Origin of the sequence: Rickettsia africae ESF-5, assembly GCF_000023005.1 — a bacterium.
GTDB lineage: Bacteria > Pseudomonadota > Alphaproteobacteria > Rickettsiales > Rickettsiaceae > Rickettsia > Rickettsia rickettsii.
The window spans coordinates 783,657-806,540 of record NC_012633.1 but is presented as its reverse complement, the minus strand read 5'-3'; the positions used below and the strand labels follow the sequence as shown (position 1 = coordinate 806,540).

The following is a 22,884-nucleotide window of genomic DNA, read 5'->3' as shown; positions in this document are numbered from 1 at the left end:
GATTTTAAAAATTATGCTTAACATCTTTTTAATTATTATTTCATTATTTATTTGCTTAATAACCTACCTATTTATCAGCAAAACGGATATTTTTACAAATTTATTGATTTTAAATAGCTTCACGACTTTAGCGAGTGTATTGATTTGTTGTTTAGGTTTATACTCAGGCAATAGTTCATATTTGGATATAGCAATTATTTATTTTCTTCTAAGCTTTATAGCAACAAACGGATATTTAAAATATTTCATAAATGAATCGAATGAAAACAAAACAGATTGATAGACATCTTGCCAAATTCGCTTATAGAGAGGAATTTGTAGGAGACACGAAACGCAGCACCGCAGCGTACACAAGCGTATGTGAGGATGCGAGTATCGGATCGACGCACAAATTACCTCTAGAAGTAGAAGAGTTTGGGAAGATGTCTAATACGGTAATTTTAGGATGCGGTCTTAGTGGCATGTTAACGGCGCTTTCTTTTGCACAAAAGGGTATAAAAACTACTATATTCGAGAGTAAATCGGTAAAAAGCCCAGAGTTTTTTAAAGATATAAGAACTACTGCTTTAACGCCGCATTCTAAAAATTTCTTATTCTCTATTGATATATGGGAAGAGCTTGAGAAGTTTGTAGCAGAAATGCAAGACATATATGTAGTAGATAATCAGGCTTCAGAGATATTAGACTTACGAAATGACGCTGACGCTGTACTTGGATATGTGGTTAAGAATAGCGACTTTAAAAAAATGCTATTGTCAAAAGTAACTAATAATCCGTTGATAACATTAATTGATAATAATCAATATCAAGAGGTTATAAGCCATAATGACTACTCGATTATAAAATTTGATGATAACCAAATTAAGTGTAATTTATTAATTATATGTGACGGAGCAAATTCAAAAGTGAGGTCTCATTACTTTGCTAATGAAATTGAGAAACCTTATCAAACTGCTCTTACATTTAATATTAAGCATGAAAAGCCGCATGAAAATTGTGCTATGGAGCATTTCCTGCCGCTTGGTCCTTTTGCTTTGCTGCCTTTAAAAGATCAATATGCTTCATCCGTAATATGGTCAACTTCTTCTGATCAGGCTGCTTTAATTGTTAATTTGCCTGTAGAAGAAGTTAGGTTTTTAACTCAAAGAAATACCGGTAATTCCCTAGGTAAAATTACTATTGATAGTGAGATTAGTAGCTTTCCACTAAAAGCCCGTATAGCAAATAGATATTTTCATAACCGTATAGTGCTTATTGCCGACACTGCCCACACAGTACATCCGCTAGCCGGACAAGGGCTTAATCAGGGCATAAAGGATATAGAGATTTTGAGTATGATAGTTAGTAATAATGGCACATTACAAGAATATCAAAAGTTAAGGCAAGAGGATAATTTTATTATGTATAAGCTGACTGATGAGTTAAATAATATTTTTTCAAATTATTCCAAAAATTTAAGATGTTTAAGACAAATAGGATTTAAGGTGATCAATAATTTTAAACCTGTAAAAAACTTGATTACTAGCTATGCGATGGGGAAGAGGTGAGTGTTCTTTTGTATCATTTCTAGCTAGTTCTGATGTCATTCCCGCGAAAGTGGGAATCCCGTAATCAAGAATCGATAAAAGCATTGTTTGTTTATACTTTTTAAAAGATGGATTCCCGCTTTCACGGGAATGACATAGAATGTGAAATAACATAGAACATAATTTTATGAGATATGCATGAGTAAAGAAAATTTAAGCAGTAAATCATCTATTAATACTCCTGAAGAAGGAATAAAAAATGCAGCAGAAGATAATAAGCTTAAATCTTCAATAAATACCCCTGAAAGAGTAGAGCTTTTAGAAGCAGCACAAACAAAAGCTTCTGAGCCTTCACAGGAGAACGGTAATCGTAAAATAAGCCAGCAGGAAAAAGAACGCTGCAAGAGGATACGGCACTTTACGGTGCTAGAGTTGCTCGTGCCGGAATCGCTGCAAGTGGAGTAGCAATCGAAGTGGTACAGGAGGGCAGTAAAGTTATCGCTAGTCCTACTCATATTAGTAGAAGGAGTAATTAACGTTGGAGAAAAAGTAGCAAAAGCTTATGATCCGGTTGATACACTTCAGCAAGGTGCAAAAATTAAAGAGAAAGGTCCCCCAAGTTCCGGTTTAGCCAATAAGGCATTAAATAAAATCATGACACTACCCGGTGGTGAAACTGCAGCAAATGTTCTAGAGAAAACATATAAAACATTAGGTAGTAAAGCAGTAAGACGTGTGGCTAGAATTGGCGGCGTTGCAGTATCGTTAGTCCTGAATCCCACTCCCGTCGGGGTTGGGCTTGCTGCACTTTCTTTATCAACCGTTGCTTACAATGTTGGAAAAGAAACTTTAGAAGTAAAAGAAGATAAGCGTTTAGATAGAAAGAAAAAACTTTAGAAAATATTAAAGCTAATTATGTGAAGCAATCAGAGTTAGTAGTTACTACTCGAATAGATAAAGCAAAAGATAGCCCTGAACTTAAAAATGTCTTGGATACTCAATTAGCTAAAATTTACCAAGAAAAAGTTGAATCTGAAAAATTAAATATAACTAGAACTAAAGAGATTTTAAAAGCAAGATACTACCTTAGAGACGGTATCTTTAGTAACACAAGTAAGCTCTGTAGGCGGTATTATAGGCGGTTTGGTAGCAGGTGCTATTGGGAGGAGGAGCGGAGCTAATGTAATAGGTGAAGGAGATGCTAATTTAGTGCGTATGGAGCGAAAAAAAGATAAAATAAATCAAATAAATAGTTTAAAACATCAATAGGAAATTATGAAGATAAGAAAGACTTGCTTGAAAAAGAAAGGCAAGCAAAAATAGATACCAAAGCATTAGAAGAATTTTTAACTATACCCTCTAAAATTGATCAATTAAGTGAAGGGCAGCTAAGAGAGCATTTTAATGTAACTAGAGCAAAGGTTGCAGCGAGACCTGAATTTGCTCCTCCTGCTGAAAAAACTAATTTTGAAAAAGTTAAATCGGCAGTAAAAGTAGGAGTCGGTTATTTTGTTGAATCACAATTTGGTGATTTAAAAGAAATGTACGGTAAAAAAGAAGAAATATTTCAATCTTTTATAACTCCAAATGTTAGTAATAAAATAAAACCTGAGCAAAATAAAGCTCATGAGCAAGCCAACATATGCAAGAGAATTTGTCACGTGGCAAGGGGGTTCGTTATGGTGCTAGCGCACCATCATCACACTCAACACCAAATGCTTCTAAACACCATGAATCTTCAAGAGGATTTTAATTGTTAATAAAGACTTATAATTATCTTATAGATTATATCTTGTCGCAGAGATGTTTAAGCGGTGCGGAAATACTAGGGGGAGCGGTGAATTTTGTAGCGATTGTTGGAAGAAGCTAGAGTTTATAGCAAGACCCTATTGTAGTATATGTGGACAAAGATTTAGTATAAAAATCTTAGATAACTGCATTTGTGGAAATTGTTATAGCAATAAACCTAATTATGAGTTTGCTCGCAGCTTATTTAAGTGTAATGAGCATAGCAAAAAAATAGTTCATCAGTTTAAATATCAAGATAAGACGATATTTGCTAAGACCTTTGCTAAGCTTTTATATAATAGATATAGCAGCGAGGATATAAAAGATATTGATTTAATCATACCTGTACCTACGAATGTATAATCCTGCTCATATTTTAGCTATGGAAATTGCAAAAGTTACCGATAAAATGTTAAAAGCTGAGATTTTAACTAAAGCAAAATGGACTAAGTCTCAGACTTTTCTCCCACGAAAACAACACAAAAATAATATAAAGGGTAGTATCAAATTTAACACAAAGTATAATATTGTAAGTAAAAAAATCTTATTAGTCGATGATGTCGTTACCACTGCTGTTACTATAAATGAATGTGCTAAAATTTTACGACAAGCCGGGGGTGGCGTCGGTAAAAGTCTTAAGTGTTTCTATGACATAACGTTATTGCAAGGGGACATGGTTGTGTGTATCGAAAAACACACTCGATGTCATCCCTTGGCTTGACCACGGAATCCAAAAAATAATAAAAATTTTTAGTATTTTTAACTGGACCCCATGGTCAAGGCAACGGGGTAACACAGAAGGTAACTTATGCAAAATGAAATAAAAAAAGTTTGTGTTATTGGTGCGGGAGTAATGGGTTCAGGGATTGCAGCGTTAATTGCTAATTCCTCTTATAAAATAGTGCTGCTAGTGCTGCTTGATATTATCGCTAAAGATTCCAATGATCCTAATAAAATAGTTAACACCGCTAAAGAAAATTTGCATAAACAAAAACCTCCACCTTTATCTTTTCCTGATAGAGCAAATTTCATTACCATCGGTAATTTAGAATATGATTTAGATTTAATTAAAGAATGTGATTTAGTGATTGAAGTTATTGTTGAGAAGTTAGAAATCAAACACCAATTATATAATAAAATTATTCCTTATCTTAAAGAAGATGCAATTATTGCTTCTAATACCTCTACATTACCGCTTGAAAGACTCAAAGAGAATTTACCAGATAATATTAAATCTAGGTTCGTTATTACGCATTTCTTCAATCCGCTAAGATAATATGGAACTGCTTGAGTTAATTATAGACCCTATGATAAAGGCTGAAGTAATAGAAAGAGTATCAGAGTTCTTAACGAAAACGCTTGGTAAAATTATAGTAAAATGTAATGATACGCCTGGTTTTATTGCTAATAGAGTAGGGTATTTTTTACTTGAATTAGTAGCCCGTAAAGCGATAAGTCAGAATCTTGATGTTGCTACTATAGATAAAATATTTACTATATTTTTGGGGTTGCCGAGTACCGGAATTTTCGGTTTATATGATCTAATCGGGTATGACGTAATGAAGTTAATTTCAAGTTCATTACTTGCCTCTCTTCCTGCAAATGATGCTTATCATAAAATAATATGTAAAGACCCCTGTTCTTGATAAGATGATAGAGAAGCAGTTAATTGGACGTAAAGGTGACGGTGGATTTGATCGTTTATCGGTATCAAAGGGCAAAAAGACTAAAGAAGTTATCAATATAAACGACTTATCATATAGTCCTGTTCAAAAAGTAGATATTTTAATCTTGATGCGCTTCTTGTAAGTGATTCGGTTTACGGTAAATTTTTTACTGAAATTATCACGGAATTTTATGTTTATTTAGCAGGTCTAGTTCCATCGGTTACGGATAATATTTATGATATCGATGCTGCTATGAAGCTTGGTTACAGCTGGAAATATGGTCCATTTGAATTATTGACTATAGCGGCTAAAAATGGTTGGAATTCGGTAATTAAAAATGCCGATTTAATGCATATCCCACTTCCGCAATATTTAGCCAATAAAGAATATCAAAAAATCGATAAACAAAAATTTAATTCTCACAAAGATATTTTACAAGCAAGTCAGATTAGTATTAGAGAATAGCTCGGCAAAATTAATACTTTATCAAGATGTTTTGATTTTTGTTATTACTATAAAAATGAATTGTTTAAATCATGAGGTGTTTTATTTACTACAAGAAGCAGCAAGTAAAGCCGAAAATGACGGTAAAAATCTTTATATTTATCCGCAAGGAAATAATTTTTCTGCCGGTGCTGATTTAAAACTTCTTCTGTCTTATATTGAAGATAAGAATTTTCACGATCTAGAGAATTTACTAAAGCTGGGACAGCAAACCATGCTCCACTTAAAATATTCCTCTGTACATGTTATTAGCTTGTGGTCTTGGTGTGGCACTTGGAGGTGGATATGAGCTGTTATTGCACTCAAGCTTTATTATAGGAAATCAAGAACTTAACGCAGGGCTTGTAGAACGTGGTGTTGGTTTAATACCCGGGTGGGGCGGTGTTACCGAAATGTTTGCTTGAAGTAATGGTAATAAAACTAAACTAATTAGAAATATCAGCAATATTATAGAGCAGAATAAAACAAGTTCAGCCGGATTACTTTAAAGCAGATTATGATGTAGAGAATATGCACGTAAATATGAACAAGCATTATATTTTAGAGGAAGCTTTAAAATTAAACCTACCTAAAAAGATAGTACCGATTCCGCATAAAATTACTTTGCCTAAAATAAATTTAGCACAACAGCAATAGATACATCAAAATATAACGATCTACAAAATAAGGTGCTTAGCAAATTTCAAGATATTATTGATACACATAATGAAACAAATGAAGAAGAGCTACTTGCCTATGAGCAGGAAATATTTTTAGAACTTGTAAAAGATCCAAAAACTATAGAGAAGCTGAAAGTAATTGTGGGATAAACTCCTACTATGTCATTCCTGCGAAAGCAGGAATCCAGAAAAAGTAGTCTTAATATTGACAAAATAAACCTAAAAAAACAAGTTTTTTGTAGGTTTTACTGGATTCCCGCTTTTGCAGGAATGACATAGAGAGCATTTACCGGTCCACGCAACAATGCTTCACGGGAATGACATAAAAACCGTGCGGGTAATGCTACTCCACAATAATATTGCCTATAACACCACGATAGTAAGTTTGAGGGTCGTACATAGCTTCACTGTAAATAGCAGGAGTAGAGAATATGCCCTTATTAACTGCTTTGATTTTATACTGATGCGTCATTTTTTGATCAGAAATAGTACCGAAAATCATAACTCTATCATCACGATTATTTATATATATCGGTTTCCATATCATTACTTCCTGCGTGCGTTCTAATATATTTATGTGGTTGTTATCCGGTAAAAGCTCGAAGCCTGCCGGTAATAAATCAAGTAGCACCATATTGCTCAAGGTTTTATTACTACCTGAACGTATGGTGATTTCCACCGTAATATTATCACCTAATTTTACTTTGCTAACCTCTTTATTATTTTCATCGAGATATTTTTTTGTTATTTCTATGCCTTTAACTATCTCTTTATTTTCTGTTAATTGCTTATCATAGCCTGAAGTTAAAAGCTGATAGAAAAAGCCGTTACTTGAGGATGTTAAGTCGATATTCTTATTTTCTACCGACAGCTCAGCAATCATCACTTTATTGCCTGTTAAAGTAACTTCTTTATCTGTAGAGGTTACTTTAATAGTAGTCTCATCTACATGATTTATTTTATCGGCATAGGCAAGACTTGCCATAATAGCATAGCTTGCGGATAGGCTATTATAGTTATCTTGAGCAAAAAGAGCGATATCCTGTACAATTTTTGGGTCAAAGTCTTTTAACCGTTCTGGAAAATGCATAGAAATTAAGTATAAATACTGACTATATTTTATTAGAGGATTGTAATACTGATAGTCTGTTTTTGATATAGGTTTATTTAGAGTAAATCTGTCTAATAATTTCTCTGCTTCTTCATTCATTTGCAGCATTTTATAGCTAGCTGCTAAATAAACGCTAGTCAAATCATCTTGCCATGTATTTTTATGGTACTCGTCTAAATATTTTAAAATATTTGCAATATAGCTTGTAGTAATAACGCTGTTTTGCGTCAGGATATAAACCGCATATGCCTTTTCTCTTGCTTCATCTAAGGAGTTTATTGATCTGTTAGCCATATTCTCTAAATAGTAAATACCTTGATTAAATGTATCACTTGGAACGGCTAAATATCTAGTTGCTCCCTCGCTTAAGAAATGCATAGCATAAACGGAAATAAATGGATCGGAATCGTCATTAAAATTGTTCCAATATCTAAATCCACCGTCATAATTTTGACGTTCTGATAAAGTTTGAAATATTTTTGATAATGATTCATCCATTTTTTTACGATCAGTTTTAAGAATCTGAACTAGTTCTTGTTCATTATATAATAAAATATTGGCAAAATTTTGGCTTATTAATTGTTCAGTGCAACCATAAGGATAATTATCTAGGAAATCTTTAAAGCCAGAAATAATAGCTAGCGGTGATTTAGAAGCGGAAATTTGTAGTTTAGCAAATTCAGGATATACATCCCGTAAGATTTTTAAATTAGCCTTGTTGTCTGTAATAAAGCCTGTATTAACTGTTGTAACGCTTGGACTAGCAGGGCGCACGCTCGTAGTACTAGTTAATTCGGAGCTATGTACTACTGCCATAGATATTATATCCGGCTTTAGGTGATTTATAGAAGCCACAACCTTTAAATCTGCTGAACCGAGTTGATCAGTCGCTTTTAATTTAACATTAATAGTAGCTTCCTTATTTTCGTCTATCGGGATCTCTTTAGGATAATCTAATATTTTAAGTCCTTCACTTGTTTCAATATTTAGAAAAACCTGAGCATTTCCTGAATCTTTTAGGTTATTAAATATTGTTACCGGTACTGTAAATTCATCATTTGGAGCTACAAATAAAGGTAAATTTGGATTGATAATAAGATCGGATTGGACTAATAAATCAGCTTTGGAAGTTCCTATAGAGTCAAGGCTTGAGGCTACCCCTATAACTCTTAAAGTGCCGTTAAAATAGCTTGGTATATCAAATGTGACTTCTCTCTCATCAAGATCTGCTTCTAAAATTCCTGACCAAAATGCTACGGGAGGTTGGCTTTTTCTTTTAAACGGATTAAGGTTTCGAGCGACATTTATACAACCGTCTCCGGCAGGAGCCGCCATATAAGCTTTCATTAATAAAGGACGCTCAGGTAATATTAAATCCATGATTTGTGATGTTCGGACTTCCAAGGCTTTATCGTTAATAAAGTAATTAAGCGGATCGGGAGTCTGATAACCAGCAAATGATAATATCCCTGCATCCACAGCAAATATTATTATTTTACCGGGATTTGTAGTACGGTAACGAATTGCTAGCTTTTCTCCCGATTTGATTTTTGCAGGAAGTGTTAATCCAATATCTTGTTTATGTTTATAAATGCCCGCAGTAAACGGTACTACTGCATAGCTAAACGGTGATATAAAGATTTCCGTAGCTTCTATGTCTCTTATAAATTGTACATTTACATATCCTTTACCCTCAAAGCCGTCAGGAATTTTTATTTCTTGAATGCTATTATTTTCATCAGCTTTAAACCATTCAAAATTATGTACTTTATCGGTTTCGATAGTAATTAACCCATAACCTGTATAAGGAGTTATAATATTTAAAAGAATAGTATCGCCGGCTGTATAATCATCTTTATCAAGTTTAACTTTTAAATTTGCTTTGTCTGTTAAATTAGCCGTAACATTTCCTTCACCTATTACCGAAAATTCAGCTTGGGCAAAGATTGTATCTTCTTTATCGGTTAAGTAAATAACGTAATCGCCTGCTTCTTTAGTAGGTACTTTATAAATATAACTTTCGTTTGCCGTGATATTAATTTTGTCAGAAGATATATTAGTCTCAATAGGTACTGAACTGTAAGAATAATTACCGTTACTATCTGCTACTAAGTTATTTACATAATTAATCTTTTTTAAGTTAAGAGTTAAATTAGGTGCAGCTACTTTTTCTGCTTTATTTGATATGGCTATGAATTCTATTGCCGCGCTTGTTCTTGTCTTAATATATTTTAGATCGCTATCGCTTCTAAATCCTATAATATAAGGCAGAGGTGACACTGTAAGCGATTTGCTTGCGTTTACGCTTCTTCCTGAATCAGGCTCAAATCCTTCTGCTGAAAATGTTAGATTAAAAGTAGCGTTATAATATTTCTCAAGGTTAAGGTCAAAGTTTGCCGTACCTTTAGAGTCGGTAGTAATATCTCCTAAACGTTCGTAAAAAAACTCTTTATTTCCTTTGCTACTATAAAATTTATATTCTTTAAATCTAGGTACGAAAAACTCGTTAGGTCTAATATCAATAAAGCCGCTGACTTTTCTATTTTCTGCAGGAGTGCCGTAAAGATTTATGAGATTAACGGTTGCTTTAAGATCTTTTGGATTCGTCCATAGCTCATCTTGTGAGTTATTGAAGTTTATGTTTATTTTCATGCGGTCAGGCTGAAAATCACCAACCCTGACAGACACGCTATTAAGATAGTTATTGCTGCCTTTATCTCCTACTAAATATAAGCTTATATTGTATAAGCCGGTTAAGGCATCATCAAGCGTTGAGAATAAATATTCGCCGAATCCTTCTGCATCTAGAACTATTTTACTTTTATCTATTACTTTTCCTCTAGGGTTAGTTACTTGTATTTCTAAAGGTAAGCCGTCAAATTTCCCTTGCCAGTCGGTTTGTTTGAGCATAATGCCTATGTGACCTTGCTCGCTTGGTCTATAGATGCCACGATCGGAAAATAAATAAGCTTTTAACCCTTGATCAGAACTAACGGCTCCTGCTACATCAAACCGAGAATAATTAACTTGTCTATCAATTCTACTATACGGCATAAATGAAAAATCATCCTTAGTAGTTAATATATAAGCCACTGGAGTTTTTTCTTTTGAAAAATCATTTATATTTGATAAAACGGCATGTCCTTTACTATCGGTTTTGCTGCTTACTAACACCTCACCGTTAAGTCCTATAATATCTGCTTTTACGCCTCCAGCCGGTTTACCGTTACTGATATAAGAAACAAAGATATGATGCGTCCCGGTTTTATCGGTTTTTACTATACAACCAAGATCGGTAACTAAAATTAATCTTTTATCTTGAGATATAATGTTATTATTGTCTTTAGCATAAACTTTTGCTAGAAATAACCCCTTGGAATAACTGCCTGCTTCTTCTAAATTAAAATATTTACTGAAATCTAAATCGGTATAATGAGGTAAATTTAAATTTTGAGAGTTCACTATTACTTCCTCTTGAAATACCTCGGAAATATTATACTCATTAAAGGTATATTCATTTATAAAAGTTGGGTTTTGGAAAATATTATATCTATTTGTTTGGCTGATTAAATGATTAACTTCTTGCTGATTAATCTTATCGATTTCTAAATATAATTTATCTATGCCAAGTGAATATACGGGAAGCTTTCTTTCGCCGGCTAATGAAAGAATAGAACCGTCGGACATTAGCTTAACTTCTTTAGGGTTATCCGGTATTTGTACGATTTGAAAATAATCTGAGCCGAGTGTTAAATTATCCGATGTTTTAACACCTTGATTTACTTTAACAAGCAAAGCTCTTGAGGCAAACGTATCTACTTTAAAACTATGCATAGTAGTAATGCTTGGGACGGAAGATAAAAGCTCAAAATTTATTTTTTCACTCGATTTAAGAATATCATCGGTTATTTCTTTCGGATTTTGCCATTTATAGTTTTTTTTGCCTGCAACTCCTAAGAAAGCCGGCTTATCCTGCGGTAATAAAAATAACTCTAAATGTTTTTTTATTTCCTCACCCGACACCGGTGTATTTGTGGTAATTATAATTATCTGTTCCGGTTTTAGTTTATCATCTTTAACAATTGTAGCAGTACTATTAGTGATTTTGAAATATGAGGATAGACTTGGAATTAATACATTTTCTTTATAAGAATATCTTATGTTATTTGGCGTCTTATTATTTGGATCTTTTACATTTTTATATGTGAAAACTTCTCCGCCATGTAGAGGTTTAACACCGTCTTTTATAATTACGGAAATTGTATCTTCTTTATCTGTAAGCGGTGGTATATTAGTAATAATCGTAGCTTCCGTATTATTGGTATTGAATTTGATAGAAAACGGTAATTTTTCTTTAGTTGAAGATTTTATAAACTCTATTCTTTCCTCTAGAGTTTTAGGATCGATAGGATAGTTAAAAGCTATTTTAGTTTGAACGAATTTTTTGGAAATATCGATATTATCCTGTAGATAATTCATTTCTTTAATAATAGGAAGTAGTGGTAAAGTCGTGAAACTTATATTATTACTTTTTAAACCGACAAAATTAGGGAATATATAATCTTTGATAGTAATCTTATAAGTTTGATGAGCTACAAAATTGCTTTCTGGAGTAAAATTTATGTTATACCACCAGCCAAATCGCCATTCTCCTTTAATATCAGGTGAAATAGATATGTAATCATTGATTTTTTTTCCGTTAAGCCCTAGCTCTCTTTGTGGCTTTGTACACCATTCTTTAATTCTAGAGTCGCAAAGGTCAATATTTAACGCATTTTGTCCTGCTAACAGATTTTCGTTAGTTAATTTAAAATATAAAGGTATTTTTTCGTTAAAGCTTGCAGCAATTAGTTGTAAATTTATTAAACATACGAAAATAGTAAATACAAATTTGCGGAAAATATTTTGCATATCTATAGCTTATTATTTATGATAACTTCAATTATATATAAATAAAATTAAGTAAAGTAATGAATAAGGATATTTTGTTCAATATTCAGCAAAAGTTTTTTTGTTATTTGGACAAGAAGAGTGTTATGAGATTATCATAATACTCGGATTTACTATATTAGGAGGCAACTATTTGCACAAGCTATTTGTGTATTACTTTTCACTACAATTTTAAATATATTGTTAAAATATACATTTGAAATACCTTTGAATCCTGCTCTAAATATTAAAGGTTTTGCTTTCCCTAGCGGTCATATGAGCAGCGGCGTAGTATTTGACGGTTGGTTTTTTGCAAATATTATATATTCCTTATTAAGAATAATAATAGTAGTGATTTTAACCGGTATGGGATTTTCGCTGATTTATAAGGGCTATCATTATCCGTTGATATTATTGCATCTATAACAATTGGAATAATGGTTATTGCTGTTATATATAGTGTAATCAAAGAAGAGATTATTCAAAAATATCCTTATATGTTTGGAGCGTTTTTATGGCTATTAACCGTACCGATGGTAGCTTATCTTAAAATTATTGACGTGAATTGTCTTGCTTGGGTATGGACGGTATTTTGGGGATTACTCGGTTTTACTATTTCTGGGGGGCTGTTTTATAAATATTTTGATTTTCCTCAATCAAAATTAAATCGTTTTATTAATTTAGCTATCATTGTTGCTTCAGTAGCTTTGATTGCATATATTAATTATCTATTCAAACAATATTTGGGATATAAGTTTTATTTAACTTGGTTCTTAATAGGTTTTAGTTTTCCACTATCGGTGAGGTTATGCCATATTCATATAAGATCAACGCATTAGTATATGAAGTGAGTTAAGTTGTACTTCGTTTCCTTATTTATCGTATAAAGCGAAATTTCCTATTGACTTTTATATAAAACAGTATAAGTTTCTTTACAATTTAATTTTTTATAAAGACATTATGCTCGGCTATGAGAAAGAACAAAGCAGCTTAAATCGTAATCAAAAAGAAGCAATAGGTTTATTATCTGTTTGTACATTTCTTGAATATTTTGACCTTATGCTTTATGTACATGTGGTAGTAGTATTCAATGAATTGTTTTTTCCAAAGGTTGATCCAAAAGTAGTTTTTATTTATTCATCTGCTTTTTGTTCAACATATTTATTAAGACCTTTTGGAGCTTTTTAATATTTGATTGGATAGGAGACGCTATAGGACGTAAAACAACAATTATTACTACCACCTTTTTCAATGTCTATATCTTGTGTAGCATAGATGATGTGAAGAAAGATGAGTCTCCCAAAAGACAAAAAATTGATCTTAGTCGAAATGATTTATTGTTGCAGAAAATTAAGAATAATGATCCTGAAATTGTTCGTGTAGAACTACCTTATGAAGAAGATAGTAGTTTTTTGTCAATTGTAATTAAAACTTTAGAGAAAAATACTGTAGTAAAAGAAATTGATTTATATGGCAGCAACCTTAGTAACGATGATATAAAAAATCTAAGTAAAATTGTAAAGTTAAATCAAATATTACATTTAAACCTGAATTCTACTTCTTTAGATAGTGAAAAAATAAAAATTCTTATTGATGTTTTAGCAGATAATACCTCTCTTGAATATTTATCTTTAAATTCTATTGCGCTGAAAATAGAAGATTTAAGAATATTAATAGATGATATTAAAAACCATCCTAATTTAAGTTCTTTAGCATTAGGTAGTAGTGAAGTAGGAAATAAAGGAGCAGCAATTATTAGTGAGTTGTTTCATTCAAAACTACCGTTAAAATCCTTAGATATAGGACAAATGAATATTACTGCCGAAGGGATAGACGACGTTATCGCAAATAATATTTAGCAGTGCAAAATTAATGTCGTTAAATTTAGGGTATAATAACCTTAGAAACGAGGGAGTCATAAAATTACTGCATGCTTTAATGGCTAATCAATATATTAAAGAATTAATATTAAATGAAACAAGAATCTCCGAAAAAAGTGCAGAAGTAATTGAAGGTTTTTTAACCTCACGCCTATTGATACTTTAAATTTAAAACAAATAACTGCAAATTAAATCCATGGTTAAAAACTCTAAATCTTAATAACAATAATTTAACCCATAATAATATAAAAGAACTTACTACTGCATTAACCGAAAATAAAGCGTTAGAAACTTTACTCATAAGCAATAATAGAGATAATAACATAACCAATTTGGGTGCGGAAAGCTTAAAAAGCATTCCAGGTAACATGATGATTTTAGTAGATGGTAATGATATTGATAATTCAATATTTGAGAAAAGCGTTGAGGCTTTAGGAGAAAATAATTAAAATTATAAAATAATATTTATATGGCAAATCTAACAAATGCACAGAAAGAAAGGTTAACAATAGAGTGTGTTAAATATGTAGATAGCCAGACAGTAGAGGAATCATAAGAGATAAAAAATCGAGAGAGGCTTTATTAAAAAGTATTATATTAAACGAATCTATATCTGCCTTAAAAATCCTTACTGAACACTATAAGAAAAAAAATAATAGTGAAGTCCTGGATGAAAGTTTTGAAAAATTAGCAGTTCTAGCGGTTTTAGCAAGTAAAACAGAAAAGATTATTCCAAAACAACTTGTGCCTTATATGGTATTTCATGTTGGATTTGCTGACGAGCATCCTACCCACGGGCTATTCAATGACAACCACAACTCAAATCTGCAGAATTTTGCATATGTTTTCCGTACTCGACTTAACTCAAAGATTATAAAAGAAAATGATACTCCTTTACAAAATAGATGCTTTGATGCCTTAGGTAGGTTAATTCAATATAATAGCCAATGTAGTGCCGTATGTTTTGACGGCAAACAAATTTTAGTAGCGTTCAACGAATTACATAATTCTAGTGTGAACACAAATAAAGTTGAACAAATTGAGACACATACCACAAAAGTTTTTAAATATTTACAAGATTATGCTACTTACACAGCTTGACCTACAGAAGAGCAAAAAAATTTTCTATAACAACAAAATCTATCTACTCAACGAAAAGCGCTACTTCTAGATGTTGCACAATATTATTATAAAAATAATAGCGACCATAAGGATATATTACCACGTATTTTGCAAGAGCTAGAAAAATATCCGAATAATAATCAAGAGGTTCAACAAAAAGTCTGTAATGTAACCAGTGTAAGCCCAAAAGTAGTGAAGGCAGTAGCTAGAGCTAGAAGAGATTTGATGAAATGAGAAGATGCATTAAACCCTGATACTATTGATGCAAGTAAAAAATTTGTCCATTCAATTATTGAAGCTATAAAACAACCATATAAAATTGTATTAGATGGTCCACTTAGCGATAAAGCTCATGCTGAAATGAGCATAATACAGTATATAAAAGCACAACTTCCAGATCGTGATAATCAATTAAGTGCAGAAATATAATACATAGGATTGTCTAAATTTTGTTGTATTAGTTGTGATTTAATTATAAATAAAGAAACGAAAAATGTAGATTTGCATTTTACTGATAAGAGTAAACAAAAACACTTAATACCGCTTAATATTACTACTAGCGGAGGAAATGGAGTAGGATATGAATGGGATTTAATAGATGTTATAAGAAAAAATCCTGACTGGTTAGAGGATTTTCTAGGTAAAACAGCATATGAACAATATAACGCTTTATCAGAACAGGAGAAGAAAATAGCAATTAACGGTATAGTAAGATATATAGGCAAAGGGGAATTAAAGATTAAAGACACCCCGCTTAAAATAAACCCGGAGAAAGAACATAGCAAAGATAAAGAACATGAACCTTTGAAAAAACAGAGACAAAAGAAATTGACTGCTGACACTTCTCCTAGTGAAGTTGAAGCAAAAAATGAACCTAGGCAAAAGATAATTGCTGCTAAGTACAATGGCAAGCTTTAAACGATCAGTCAAAAAGCAATATCTCAACTGGGAGATAACTCTATAATAGAAGAAAAATCTTTATTTCCCGGGAATAAATGTGTTTCTTTCTTGCTTAAATCTCACTTGGTAAAGCTAAATCCACCTCGCTCAAAATATAGTCCGTTCCAGCTTACGGCATTTAACTAAGCCTTTAAGTTCTTTATCCTTTACATAGGTAATTGTGTTTAAGAAGTCAAGATAAGAGCTAACTTTTTGGCTTTTCCTTTTTTTACAAGTCTTTTATAAAAAGGTTTAACTGCAGAATTATATCTTACAGACGTAACAGTTGCCATATATAATGCCGCCCGCATCGTTTTTCTACCACCTTTAGTTTTTCTAACCTAACACTTAAACCTGAAAAGCTTGATTTTATGCTGCGTCCACCGTTTGATTCATTCATAAAAGTGAAAGAAATTGAAGAATGGCGCACCCGAGAGGAGTCGAACCCCTAACCTTATGATCCGTAGTCATATACTCTATCCAATTGAGCTACGGGTGCCTAAGTTTGAAGTACTTATTTCTAAGCCTTATTTCTTGTTGCTAACATACGAAGAAGCATATATAAAAGCATAGCATTTGTCAAGAAACATAGAGTGTTCTTATGTTTCTCTGAATAATAAAATATAAAAATTACAATTAATAGTTGAATTATCATATTATATATTGTATATAGAGGTTCATAAATTGATATGAGAAAAAAATGAATAAAATAAAATTAATCATAATTTACTTACTTTGGATTAATATGACTGCACAAGCAGACAATATATCAGAAAGTGCTAAAAAAAATTTAGCAGTAATTAACTTTTTCAATGTTGAGGAAAAGTGGTAGAAAGGTAATGTAATAAATTGTAAGTCGGGAGAAACTTTATTAGAAGAAACAGAAAAATATAATTCTCCTAAGTTAAAGCGTTTGACTCATTGTAGTTGTTTTGCGTATGCTGCTAGTGCAGCCTTGGGGCTTCCAAATCAGTCTCTACCATCCTGAAAGCGATAAAATTTTTATACCGTACTTTATCAAATAAGCAAGCTGAGTGGCTTGAAAAAGACCGAATAAAGAACGGATGGCATTTTGTTAAAGCAGGAAATCGTGATGATAGTTTTATTCAAGCGCAAAAATTTGCTAATCAAGGATATTTTGTTGTATTCGTATATAACAATGCTAATCCAAAAAGAGCAGGGCATATTGCCGTTGTAGTACCAAGTAGTAAGGATATAGAGAAAATAAAAAATGAAGGACCGGATACGGCTCAAGCCGGTAATATTAATTTTTCCTGTAGCTCTTTGAAAAAGGGTTTTAGGAATAAAAAAGATGCATTTAAAAACAACGAAATAAAATTTTATTATTATAAAATATAACAGATATCAGTAAGGTAACTGGACAGTTTTTATTCTATGTCATTCCCGTGGGGCATTGCCTGTATGGATCGATTTCCTGTTGTCATACCGTGGCTTGACCACGGGATCCATAAATATGATAAAAAAAAATACTAGTATTTTTAACTGGACCCAGCAGGTACAGGCTACGGGGTGACAATGGTGGAATCGATCTACGCGGGCAATGTCTTCCTGCAGCAGCGGGCATCCCCAGTGTTTTAAGTTATTTTTTTGGATACCGTGGTCAAACCACTGTATGACACAGTGGATTTTACTGATTCATGCAACAATGTCTTGCGGGAATGACACCGATTTATGCAACAACGTCTCTGGTTTGCAGGAATGACATAATCAGTTTTTTTAGTTATTGGCTATTTTAGAGATTTATGCAACAGCATCTACTCATGAAATTTCTATGCTACCGACTAGATCCACTTGAGGAGTTTTGCTGTAGCTTGGTAAGTTATCATGCACAAGATGAGCTAAGCCGGCTATTCCGTTTACTATTCCTGCTGTATGTTCATAAGCAAATTTTGCTGCTTCTATTCCTGTATAAGTCGTATTTTTTAATAACTCAAATGTGTTCTCCGGCGAATATGCAAGAGCTGTTCCAACACAAATCCCCATAGCAACTGTAGGATGAGCATAAAATCTCCATGCAGCCGTTGATATTGCTGCTTTTACAAATATTCGCATGATAATCTAATATATCAAGTATTGACAAAGTACTTACATTCTTTATAACATTGAAAATGTTTGTATTATGAGTATCAAACTAGATTCTTACTAACAAGATATTGAAGATAATTTTGAAAAGTAGCAAAAAATTGATGATAGAAGTGCAATAGCTTTGCTTCAAAAATTTGCAAAAGCACATATTAGTAAAAAAAGATCTGTTACTATTAGGATTGCAGAACATGACATAGAAGCAATAAAAATTAAAGCTTCTAAGTATGGTTTGCCTTATCAGATCTATCTTAATATGCTAATTCATTCAGACCCTACTAAACTCTAAATATTATGACCAAGTATAGATATAATCATGAACAGAACGTTAAGTTATTGAATGAGCGTGGTATAGGCTTTGAAGAAATAATACAGTCGATTGTTGATGGTAATTTATTAGATATTAAATTACATCATAATCAAGAGCAATATAAAGGTCAAAAAATTTTATATGTTCAAATGATTGCGCAAGTATATGCAGTACTTTTATAAAAGGTGATAAAGATGCTATTTTCCTTAACATTTTATTTCCTAGCAGAAAAGCAAAAAAGGAATTTTTAAAAAATAAGAAATAATATATGCGTTTTATAGAAGAATTTATAAATAAAGGATATTTCCATCAATGTACCGATTTGGATCGGTTAACTGCTATAACGAAAGAAACAAAAATAGCTGCGTATATAGGTTTTGACTGTACTGCTACATCACTCCATATCGGTAGTTTAATGCAGATAATGATTCTGCGATTGCTTCAGCAGCACGGGCATAAGCCTATTGTAATTATCGGCGGTGGTACGAGTAAAATCGGTGATCCTACTTGGAAAGACGAAGTGCGCAAAATTGTAAGCAAAGAAGATATAGCTAAAAATGCCGAAGGTATTAAAAAATCTTTGTCGAAGTTTATCAAATTCGGTGACGGTAAAAGTGATGCTATTATGCTGGATAACGCAGAGTGGTTAGATTCGTTCAATTATCTAGATTTTCTACGGGATTTCGGTAGCTATTTCTCGGTAAACCGTATGCTGACTATGGATTCGGTAAAACTAAGGCTTGAGCGTGAGCAGCATTTAAGCTTCTTAGAATTTAACTATATGTTATTGCAGGCCTATGATTTTTACTATTTAAGCAAGCATTACAATTGCAGCTTGCAGCTTGGCGGTAGTGATCAGTGGGGCAATATCGTAATGGGAGCGGATTTAATTCGTAAAATAAGCGGCAAAGAAGTATTCGGTATGACGACACCGCTACTTACGACTAGCTCTGGTGCTAAGATGGGCAAGACTGCTGCGGGAGCGGTATGGCTTAATGAAGATTTGTTAAGCCCGTATGATTATTACCAATATTGGCGTAACTGCGAAGATGCCGACATAGTTAGATTTGCCAAATTATATAGCGAGTTCACTCAAGAAGAGCTTAATAGGTTTGAGAGTTTAGCGGCAGAAGATATTAATGCAGCTAAAAAACAGCTTGCTTATGAGCTAACTAAGCTTTGTCACTCGGAGCAGGCAGCAAAATCAGCTCTAGAAACTGCAGTAAAGATATTTGAAGAAGGACAAATCGATGAGAATTTACCTACCGTTGTTTTAGAGAAGGAAGTATTACAAGCAGGTATTAGTGCATATGAATTATTTCATGAAGCAGGGCTTGTTACTTCTAAATCGGAAGCACGCAAGCTTATAAGAGGGAATGGTGCTAAGATAAATGATAGATTAGTCGAAGATGAAAATATGATAATTAACACTAATTTCTTACTCGATAAAAAAGTTATAAAGCTCTCTGCCGGTAAGAAAAGACATATATTGGTTAGGGTTTGAATATTTTTCTAGATTACCATGTTCCCTTCAATTGCAGCATTATTGTATGGCTCAAATATATTATGTCTAATTGAAACTGTAACTTTCAATTAGACAAATTGTATATTTTCTATCTAATGGGCCCTTATAACATAAGTTAAATTCAAATTTAAACAGTAATGACTAAAATAAGGCTTGATAAATATTTGCTGCAAAAAGGTTTTGTAACAGATATTACCATAGCACGAAGTTTGATTATCCAAGGTAAAGTACATAATAAGCATGAGCAGTTAATTAAGCCTGGGATACAGGTTAATATAAATGACACCGACATTAAGGTAAAGCTACCGCAGCATAATTATGTTTCAAGAGGGGCATTAAAATTAATTGCCGCTTTGGATTATTTTAAAATTGATCCCGAAAATTTAGTTTGTATTGATATCGGTAGTAGCACCGGTGGTTTTACAGAAGTGTTACTTGAGCGTAAAGCAAAATTAATTTTTGCCGTAGATGTCGGTTATGGCGAACTTCATCCTAAATTACGCGACAATTCACACATTAAGGTGCTTGAGAAGACTAATGCACGATATTTAACCGATCAACAAATAATAACGAAACCTGATTTAATTGTTTGCGATGCCAGCTTTATTAGTTTAACTACTATATTACCGACTGTACTAAATTTAGTTAAAGAAGATTGCATGCTTATTGCTTTAATAAAACCGCAGTTTGAGGTCGAAAAGCATGAAGTAGAGCAGGGAGGAGTTATTAAAAATCCTCTCTTACATCAAAAAGTATGCAATAAAATCAAAGCTTGGCTTGAGAAAGAGCATAATTTTAAAATATTCGGTATAATAGCAAGTCCAATACTAGGAGCTAAGGGGAATCAAGAGTTTTTAATATGCGGAAAAAGAAAAACGCTTATTTTTCTATAGTTTATCCTTAATTTGAATTGTTTTAGTAATCATTGCATCTTCTAATGTATAATTATTCAATGTTTTTATAAATGCTTCACTTGCTTCTTTAATAAAATGTTTAAATTGGCATGAATTTGTAATTTTGCAGCTATTAGTATTTTTATTGAAACATTCTACTATATCCATATTAGGTTCTAATTTTTCTATTATATCTCCCAACTTCATGGAAGAAGGGCTAAATGCTAGCTTAATTCCTCCTCCTTTTCCTTTACTACTATTAATATATCCTAATTGTGCTAATCTATGAATCACTTTTATCAAATGATTAAGGGAAATATTATGGTACTCTGATATCTCTTTTACACTACAAATTCTTTCCGGTTTTGAAGCAAGATATATAAGGCTACGTAATCCGTAATCGGTAAAACTTGTTAACTGCATAAAAATTTTATTTATTTTTATCTTGAATATACAAAAAAACGTCTATATAAGTCTAGTTACTATAATATGTATTTTAAATGTATATTATAGTAAAGGTTATATTATTCAAAAAGGAGTAATTATGTCTAGAACAACTATAGTGAGAGAAATAAGAAAAACTGCTGAGCTATTTAAGAATTTTGATATTACTAAATCTTTAAATTTTTATGGAAATTTAGCAACTAAATATGAAGCAGTGGTAAATGAATTTTTTAATAGTAAGGGTTTTAATACTGAAAAACCTGAGAAAGGAATACAGCCAAATGCAATGAAAAATTTTTTAAATCTTACCGGCAGTAGTATTCTAAAGGTTTTAAGTGCATATAGCGAAACAGATGAAGTAGGTCTTTTAGAAGTGATCCAATCCAAGCATTAGAGAATGATCATAAATGTAAAAGGGCGGTATCAAAAATTGTTGGTATACATGTAGGGCATAATATTCTTTCAGAGTTATGTCAACCTGTTGCTGAAGAGCTTATATCAAATGTAGATGAGGGTAACAAGCTGGTAACCGAAATATTAAATATAGTAGGAAAGCATTTTGTAAGTGCTGAAAAGAAGCAATATGATGAATTAAAAGCAAAGTATAATATAGCGAGTTTTGAAAGTCATAAAATAAAAATCGAAATAGAAAGTGCTGAACAAAAAGTAATACCGCACAAACATAGGCAAATTATTACTGTTAAAGTAGGAGCAATATACAGTGAATTTACAGTTATAAAAACCGGTCATGATGAAGAAGGTCATTATTATGAATACTTAATAAAGAAAAATCCTAATGGAACTGTAACAAATTATCTATTTGATTCTGAAAATCATCTGGTAAAAGTACACCCTTCATATATTGAATCGGATATAGAAAACAATAAAGATCTCGTTCTTATCAGCGGCGGGTCGGGAGGCAAGCCATTCTATTTCTAGAATTAATAGTATAACAAATGAAGAAAATGTTAAGCTTTCCGTCGTTATGCACATTATTCACTCTACTAGAAATAAAAACAGTGATACATTTCAATTAGATGCAGCTGTAAAAAAATTAACTGATATGGCAGCAATATGCGATACTGAAATTCACTATAAATTTTATACTCAAGATAGTTATAATAATATTAATGAGAACGATAATATACATTATCATACCGGTAGAATAGCTGAAGAATTTTTATGAGGCCTTTTAAAAGGTGAAACTGATGAAATTTGTGGTCCTCATTCTTTTAACGATCATGTGCAGCATATATTAGAAGCGAAAATGGGGGTTATGTGTATACTCAGATTCATGTAGAAGCGTTTTATTCATCAGGAGGAGACTATGATCCATCTCTAAGCAGACCAGAGGGATTATCGAGTATTTGCCCCTTTATGAATATGTAGTTTTACAAAAATATAAAGTTAAATATTGCTTATATATTCTAATTAGTGTATTTTCGTTACGGATAAGCATTATAAAAATTATAGATAGGTGGGTT

Annotated in this window: 26 protein-coding genes, 1 tRNA gene and 4 pseudogenes; 27 read left to right on the top strand and 4 right to left on the bottom strand. The window is 32.3% G+C overall.

Annotated elements, in window-relative coordinates:
* Positions 1–13: 13 nt before the first annotated feature.
* The 15 genes from RAF_RS04320 (at position 14) to RAF_RS09930 (ending at position 6,294) form a co-directional block, all read left to right on the top strand.
* Entirely contained in the window at positions 14–280 is a 267-nt protein-coding gene (locus RAF_RS04320) for a monovalent cation/H+ antiporter complex subunit F (protein ID WP_012719844.1), read from the top strand.
* Positions 261–1,547, top strand: a complete 1,287-nt coding sequence (ubiH, locus tag RAF_RS04315) for a 2-octaprenyl-6-methoxyphenyl hydroxylase (protein ID WP_041471897.1) — start codon at positions 261–263, stop codon at positions 1,545–1,547. Before RAF_RS04320 ends, ubiH begins: the two co-directional genes overlap by 20 nt.
* Positions 1,548–1,724: 177 nt before the next feature.
* Positions 1,725–1,991, top strand: a complete 267-nt coding sequence (locus RAF_RS04310; RefSeq protein WP_012719842.1) for a hypothetical protein — start codon at positions 1,725–1,727, stop codon at positions 1,989–1,991.
* A gap of 189 nt (positions 1,992–2,180) precedes the next feature.
* On the top strand, positions 2,181–2,423 hold the full coding sequence (locus tag RAF_RS04305; protein WP_041471896.1) for a hypothetical protein: 243 nt from the start codon (positions 2,181–2,183) through the stop codon (positions 2,421–2,423).
* 20 nt (positions 2,424–2,443) lie between these two features.
* Positions 2,444–2,707: a hypothetical protein gene (locus tag RAF_RS07975; protein WP_148206971.1), complete on the top strand. Its 264-nt coding sequence runs from the start codon at positions 2,444–2,446 to the stop codon at positions 2,705–2,707.
* 111 nt (positions 2,708–2,818) lie between these two features.
* A complete protein-coding gene (locus RAF_RS04300) occupies positions 2,819–3,286 on the top strand; it encodes a hypothetical protein (protein ID WP_041471895.1) in 468 nt (155 codons plus the stop codon).
* Between the two features lie 115 nt (positions 3,287–3,401).
* A complete protein-coding gene (locus tag RAF_RS09935; RefSeq protein ID WP_231287785.1) occupies positions 3,402–3,677 on the top strand; it encodes a ComF family protein in 276 nt (91 codons plus the stop codon).
* Positions 3,670–4,035 carry a ComF family protein gene (locus RAF_RS04290; RefSeq protein WP_012719840.1) on the top strand — a complete coding sequence of 122 codons (366 nt, stop codon included), beginning with the start codon at positions 3,670–3,672 and terminating at the stop codon, positions 4,033–4,035. The genes RAF_RS09935 and RAF_RS04290 overlap by 8 nt, the downstream gene beginning before the upstream one ends.
* Before the next feature lie 87 nt (positions 4,036–4,122).
* Positions 4,123–4,590, top strand: coding sequence for a 3-hydroxyacyl-CoA dehydrogenase family protein (locus tag RAF_RS04285; RefSeq protein ID WP_041471894.1), 468 nt, complete (start codon positions 4,123–4,125; stop codon positions 4,588–4,590).
* Position 4,591: 1 nt separating this feature from the next.
* A complete protein-coding gene (locus RAF_RS04280; protein WP_041471893.1) occupies positions 4,592–4,960 on the top strand; it encodes a 3-hydroxyacyl-CoA dehydrogenase family protein in 369 nt (122 codons plus the stop codon).
* 4 nt (positions 4,961–4,964) lie between these two features.
* On the top strand, positions 4,965–5,123 hold the full coding sequence (locus RAF_RS09405) for a hypothetical protein (RefSeq protein ID WP_200858167.1): 159 nt from the start codon (positions 4,965–4,967) through the stop codon (positions 5,121–5,123).
* Between the two features lie 110 nt (positions 5,124–5,233).
* A complete protein-coding gene (locus RAF_RS04275) occupies positions 5,234–5,446 on the top strand; it encodes a hypothetical protein (RefSeq protein WP_041471892.1) in 213 nt (70 codons plus the stop codon).
* A gap of 55 nt (positions 5,447–5,501) precedes the next feature.
* Positions 5,502–5,774, top strand: a complete 273-nt coding sequence (locus RAF_RS08765; protein WP_148206970.1) for an enoyl-CoA hydratase/isomerase family protein — start codon at positions 5,502–5,504, stop codon at positions 5,772–5,774.
* On the top strand, positions 5,752–5,889 hold the full coding sequence (locus RAF_RS08760) for an enoyl-CoA hydratase/isomerase family protein (RefSeq protein WP_234943868.1): 138 nt from the start codon (positions 5,752–5,754) through the stop codon (positions 5,887–5,889). Before RAF_RS08765 ends, RAF_RS08760 begins: the two co-directional genes overlap by 23 nt.
* Positions 5,890–6,153: 264 nt before the next feature.
* Positions 6,154–6,294 carry a hypothetical protein gene (locus tag RAF_RS09930; protein WP_231282932.1) on the top strand — a complete coding sequence of 47 codons (141 nt, stop codon included), beginning with the start codon at positions 6,154–6,156 and terminating at the stop codon, positions 6,292–6,294.
* Positions 6,295–6,487: 193 nt separating this feature from the next.
* On the opposite strand, the gene RAF_RS04265 is transcribed toward RAF_RS09930, so the two are convergent.
* A complete protein-coding gene (locus tag RAF_RS04265; RefSeq protein ID WP_012719839.1) occupies positions 6,488–12,166 on the bottom strand; it encodes an alpha-2-macroglobulin family protein in 5,679 nt (1,892 codons plus the stop codon).
* Positions 12,167–12,385: 219 nt separating this feature from the next.
* Between RAF_RS04265 and RAF_RS09925 the strand changes: the two genes are divergently transcribed.
* The 6 genes and pseudogenes from RAF_RS09925 (at position 12,386) to RAF_RS04230 (ending at position 16,104) form a co-directional block, all read left to right on the top strand.
* Complete coding sequence (locus tag RAF_RS09925) at positions 12,386–12,610, top strand: hypothetical protein (RefSeq protein WP_010977441.1); 225 nt, start codon at positions 12,386–12,388, stop codon at positions 12,608–12,610.
* Between the two features lie 11 nt (positions 12,611–12,621).
* The gene (locus RAF_RS09920) at positions 12,622–13,023 is read left to right on the top strand and encodes a hypothetical protein (protein ID WP_012719838.1); all 402 of its coding nucleotides are present in this window, start codon (positions 12,622–12,624) and stop codon (positions 13,021–13,023) included.
* A 121-nt stretch (positions 13,024–13,144) separates the two neighbouring features.
* Positions 13,145–13,372 (top strand): hypothetical protein, encoded by a 228-nt coding sequence (locus RAF_RS04250; protein WP_012719837.1) that lies wholly within the window; start codon positions 13,145–13,147, stop codon positions 13,370–13,372.
* Positions 13,373–13,464: 92 nt separating this feature from the next.
* Positions 13,465–14,230 (top strand): annotated as a pseudogene (locus RAF_RS09400) (hypothetical protein).
* Between the two features lie 587 nt (positions 14,231–14,817).
* Positions 14,818–15,165, top strand: a complete 348-nt coding sequence (locus RAF_RS04235) for a hypothetical protein (RefSeq protein ID WP_041471890.1) — start codon at positions 14,818–14,820, stop codon at positions 15,163–15,165.
* A 459-nt stretch (positions 15,166–15,624) separates the two neighbouring features.
* Positions 15,625–16,104, top strand: coding sequence for a hypothetical protein (locus RAF_RS04230; protein WP_012719834.1), 480 nt, complete (start codon positions 15,625–15,627; stop codon positions 16,102–16,104).
* Positions 16,105–16,547: 443 nt separating this feature from the next.
* Here the strand turns inward: RAF_RS04230 and RAF_RS04220 are convergent.
* Both RAF_RS04220 and RAF_RS04215 read right to left on the bottom strand, forming a co-directional pair.
* Positions 16,548–16,624 (bottom strand) — tRNA-Arg (locus RAF_RS04220).
* A gap of 1,280 nt (positions 16,625–17,904) precedes the next feature.
* Entirely contained in the window at positions 17,905–18,198 is a 294-nt protein-coding gene (locus RAF_RS04215; RefSeq protein ID WP_012719833.1) for a hypothetical protein, read from the bottom strand.
* 100 nt (positions 18,199–18,298) lie between these two features.
* Between RAF_RS04215 and RAF_RS04210 the strand changes: the two are divergent.
* From RAF_RS04210 to RAF_RS04195, 4 genes and pseudogenes are all read left to right on the top strand, one after another.
* Positions 18,299–18,517 (top strand): annotated as a pseudogene (locus tag RAF_RS04210) (CopG family antitoxin).
* A 5-nt stretch (positions 18,518–18,522) separates the two neighbouring features.
* Positions 18,523–18,803: pseudogene (locus tag RAF_RS04205) on the top strand (hypothetical protein).
* 3 nt (positions 18,804–18,806) lie between these two features.
* Positions 18,807–20,042 carry a tyrosine--tRNA ligase gene (gene tyrS, locus RAF_RS04200; RefSeq protein WP_012719830.1) on the top strand — a complete coding sequence of 412 codons (1,236 nt, stop codon included), beginning with the start codon at positions 18,807–18,809 and terminating at the stop codon, positions 20,040–20,042.
* A gap of 158 nt (positions 20,043–20,200) precedes the next feature.
* Positions 20,201–20,956 carry a TlyA family RNA methyltransferase gene (locus RAF_RS04195; protein ID WP_012719829.1) on the top strand — a complete coding sequence of 252 codons (756 nt, stop codon included), beginning with the start codon at positions 20,201–20,203 and terminating at the stop codon, positions 20,954–20,956.
* Here the strand turns inward: RAF_RS04195 and RAF_RS04190 are convergent.
* Positions 20,951–21,379, bottom strand: coding sequence for an Rrf2 family transcriptional regulator (locus RAF_RS04190; RefSeq protein WP_012719828.1), 429 nt, complete (start codon positions 21,377–21,379; stop codon positions 20,951–20,953). The two genes, RAF_RS04195 and RAF_RS04190, sit on opposite strands and share 6 nt — an antisense overlap.
* Positions 21,380–21,500: 121 nt before the next feature.
* On the opposite strand from RAF_RS04190, the gene RAF_RS09910 reads away from it, so the two are divergent.
* Both RAF_RS09910 and RAF_RS10610 read left to right on the top strand, forming a co-directional pair.
* Positions 21,501–21,794, top strand: a complete 294-nt coding sequence (locus tag RAF_RS09910) for a hypothetical protein (RefSeq protein WP_012719827.1) — start codon at positions 21,501–21,503, stop codon at positions 21,792–21,794.
* A 591-nt stretch (positions 21,795–22,385) separates the two neighbouring features.
* Positions 22,386–22,700: pseudogene (locus tag RAF_RS10610) on the top strand (hypothetical protein).
* Positions 22,701–22,884 lie beyond the last annotated feature (184 nt).